This is a genomic window from Enterobacter chuandaensis (assembly GCF_003594915.1).
In the GTDB taxonomy this organism is placed as follows: domain Bacteria; phylum Pseudomonadota; class Gammaproteobacteria; order Enterobacterales; family Enterobacteriaceae; genus Enterobacter; species Enterobacter chuandaensis.
Map to the genome: position 1 here is coordinate 1 of NZ_QZCS01000028.1, position 2,898 is coordinate 2,898.

The 2,898-nt window shown below is 58.4% G+C and carries 5 protein-coding genes; all 5 read left to right on the top strand.

Translation table 11 applies throughout. The features are described 5' to 3' along the window. The first annotated feature begins 413 nt into the window (after positions 1 to 413). The 5 genes from D5066_RS22710 (at position 414) to D5066_RS22730 (ending at position 2,750) form a co-directional block, all read left to right on the top strand. On the top strand, positions 414 to 728 hold the full coding sequence (locus tag D5066_RS22710; protein ID WP_119917276.1) for a hypothetical protein: 315 nt from the start codon (positions 414 to 416) through the stop codon (positions 726 to 728). Positions 729 to 788: 60 nt separating this feature from the next. Next, the gene (locus D5066_RS22715) at positions 789 to 1,250 is read left to right on the top strand and encodes a DUF1419 domain-containing protein (protein ID WP_119917273.1); all 462 of its coding nucleotides are present in this window, start codon (positions 789 to 791) and stop codon (positions 1,248 to 1,250) included. 89 nt (positions 1,251 to 1,339) lie between these two features. After that, on the top strand, positions 1,340 to 1,540 hold the full coding sequence (locus D5066_RS22720) for a hypothetical protein (RefSeq protein WP_013087182.1): 201 nt from the start codon (positions 1,340 to 1,342) through the stop codon (positions 1,538 to 1,540). A 40-nt stretch (positions 1,541 to 1,580) separates the two neighbouring features. Beyond that, positions 1,581 to 2,372 (top strand): N-6 DNA methylase, encoded by a 792-nt coding sequence (locus D5066_RS22725; protein WP_119917274.1) that lies wholly within the window; start codon positions 1,581 to 1,583, stop codon positions 2,370 to 2,372. Between the two features lie 42 nt (positions 2,373 to 2,414). Continuing rightward, on the top strand, positions 2,415 to 2,750 hold the full coding sequence (locus D5066_RS22730; RefSeq protein WP_119917275.1) for a hypothetical protein: 336 nt from the start codon (positions 2,415 to 2,417) through the stop codon (positions 2,748 to 2,750). Positions 2,751 to 2,898 lie beyond the last annotated feature (148 nt).

Consider the following 2,898-nt stretch of genomic DNA (forward strand, 5'->3'; position numbering starts at 1 on the left):
CGCTGACGCACCCGCCGGGCTCCGCCGAACCCCTCCGGGTTTCGGGCTGACGCTAGGGTCTGATGGCGAAGGTCAAGGGCTGCGGCTTCTCCGGCCGTGCCGTCCGGAACGCCTTCACCGCGCCGGCTGATGCCGTCGCTTTAATGGCGCCACGCCGTTCCGACGTGTCGGGTGTGTGCATCCTGTTCCCCCGGTGAGGCCATCCCCCGTGCGTCCTCACGCGGAGGGCTGCTTGTAGCACCGTCGGGTCGTCATCCAAGGGGTGAAATGCACTCCGCCAAAACTTTTTGCGTGCCGCAAAAACTTTTGGCTCCACCCCTTTCCTTCCTCCCTTCGCCGTTGCTCCTTTTGCCCTTTGCCGCGAGAGAACTCACCAGGGAGATGGACAACCATCACCACAGGAGAAAACCAGGATGCACACACGAAACGTCAACGTCAAAACCGCCGCTCAAGAATCTTCCAGAAAGATGGGGGGAAAAACCGTGTCGTACACGATCCTCGTCGCTGAGACGAAAAAAAACTCTGAGGAGGAAGCCGACGTTCTGGAGTTCAGCAGCCTTGCTGAGCTGAAGAAACTGCGCAGACGCTGCCCCGAAACGATGTGCTGCACCTATTTCTACGCCCTCAGCAGCGGCGTCGATAAACAGTTCCGCCATATCCATGTGGCTGAAGCTGACCACTTCAAACAGTTCGTGCGCCTGATCGAGCGCGCAGGTATCGACATTTAAATCCGGTTCACCCCGTGCGGCCGCCCCCGCACGGAACCTCATCAGACAGGAGCATGAAAGATGAACGTTAACACCCCGACCGCTGCACTAATGGCCTTTTTCGTTCCGTCTCATAACGCTGTTTATGACCGCGCAACACAGCTGGACGGGCAGTGGGTAACTCAGCGTGAAGCGAAAACGCTGGAATCCCTGCGCCGTCTCTATCCGGACGCGGAGCTGATCCCCGCGACTCAGGTGCAGGAAAAGCAGAATGACGGCTATCGCCGTCCCTGGGTGGAAATCACCGAGGCCCGGTACATCGGCCAGCTGGAAACGTTGCCGCCAGTGGACTGGTGCAGAGGGTATGGCGGGGAGTCGTTCAAGTCGATGGAGTTTACGGGCGGGGATGTGACCGCGATTTTTGTCCGGTACGGCGCGCGCTTCTTTGAGTGCCACGACCTGCACACCCGCCATCACCGGGAGCTGATTGGCGACGTGATCGCCCGTTTCTGTCTCGATGCGCCGCTGAATTCCGCGCATTAAAAAAGCAGGGTTGCCCCTGCTTTCTCAACGCCGTATCTGGCCGACCAAAACGAGATACGGCAATCACAACCAAAGTAAGGAGATTGATCGTGAAATTTGACCCGCAAACTGTCGCACAGGCGAAGGCATTTGTAAATGCCCTCCGCGCCGGAAAACGCGCTCGCGTACCCGCGCTGCGCTTCTCACAGTGGCAGCCGTTCCTGTCCGTGGTAAATGCCGAAACGGGCTACGCCACCGATGCTGACTGTGGTCTGGCTGTCAGCGTCTACCCGGCGCTTGGACTGGCTTAACAGGAGACGGCCGCCTGCGGGCGGCCGGTAAGGAGAAACCATGTCACAACTGAGTTTTGAATCCCTGTTCATGGCCGACCAGGCTGATCCGCAGCCGCGGGCTTCCGCACCGGCCCGGATGCTGTCGCCAGCTGAGGCGCGTAAAGAATTCGCCAGTGTCTTCCGTCAGATGGCGAAAAATATGCGCCGTTCCGAAGTGTTCCGCGACTTCATCACCCTCGCAGCCAGCGAGCTGGATATGGCCCGTATTCGCTCGCCGGAGAACATCGAAAACAGCCGTCGCATCTGCGAACGGTATAAGCCGGACGATCTGGACGCCATGAAGCAGCTGTTCTGCCTGTTGGTGGAGGGGCTGGCGGGTGACATTCATGATTTCCTCGGCGCTCTGTATATGGAGCAGGAGCTGGGCGCGGACGAAATGGGGCAGTATTTCTCCCCGTCCTGCATCTCCCGCCTGATGGCCGGACTACTCATGCCCGGCGCTCAGGAGACGATAAAGCGTGAGGGGTGGATGACGCTCGATGAGCCTGCCTGTGGTAGCGCCGGAATGGTCATTGCCTTTGCATACTGGATGGCTGAAGCGGGATATAACCCTTCACAACAGCTGTATGCCACCTGCACTGACATCGATCCAATGGTGGCAGATATGGCCTTTATCCAGCTGGCACTGCTGGGTATACCCGCGAAAGTCGTGACCGGTAATACGCTGACCCTGAAAGCGAACCGAGTGCGTTACACCCCTGTTTATTACTTCAATGACTGGCAGGGCCGTCTGGCATTTCGCAGTCGTCTGGATGCAATGAAAAAATTTCTGGCCACCGTGGCCGCCTGACTGACAGAGCGGCAGGGCAGACCTGCCGCAGGGAGAGAGAAAATGACAAGCAACACACTGAACGCTGTTCCGGCCACCGTGCTGGAGACGATGGCAGAACGCCTGCAAGGCCAGGCTGAACCGATAAAAATCCGCAGCAACGATGATCACGCCGCGCTGGCTGCAGATGTGCTCTGGAAATTTGCCCGTAAAACCGGGCTGAACAGGGAAAGCGAAAGCGTGCAAACTGTCATCACGGATTTTCTGGCAAATCTGCTGCACCTCTGCGAACAGTGCGAGCCGGACGGGGCTGGCATTGAGGGATTTAATGTCCTGCTGAATATGGCCATGATGCACTATGAGCAGGAAAACGGAGGTGACAGCGAAGAACCGATCTGATCGGAAATCCTGGCCCCGGTGCATATCATCGGGGCAACCGCAAAAAACTCTACCCCTTCGGGGTAAACGGGGAGGGCGAAAGCGCCTCCGGCGCTCCTGCCGTTCCCCGTTGCTGTGCTTCACTCCTTCTCTGCGATCATAACCGGCA

Coding starts and splice junctions, on each gene's coding strand:
- D5066_RS22725 (WP_119917274.1), top strand. CDS start 1,581: ATGTCACAACTGAGTTTTGAATCCCTGTTCATGGCCGACCAGGCTGAT.
- D5066_RS22710 (WP_119917276.1), top strand. CDS start 414: ATGCACACACGAAACGTCAACGTCAAAACCGCCGCTCAAGAATCTTCC.
- D5066_RS22715 (WP_119917273.1), top strand. CDS start 789: ATGAACGTTAACACCCCGACCGCTGCACTAATGGCCTTTTTCGTTCCG.
- D5066_RS22730 (WP_119917275.1), top strand. CDS start 2,415: ATGACAAGCAACACACTGAACGCTGTTCCGGCCACCGTGCTGGAGACG.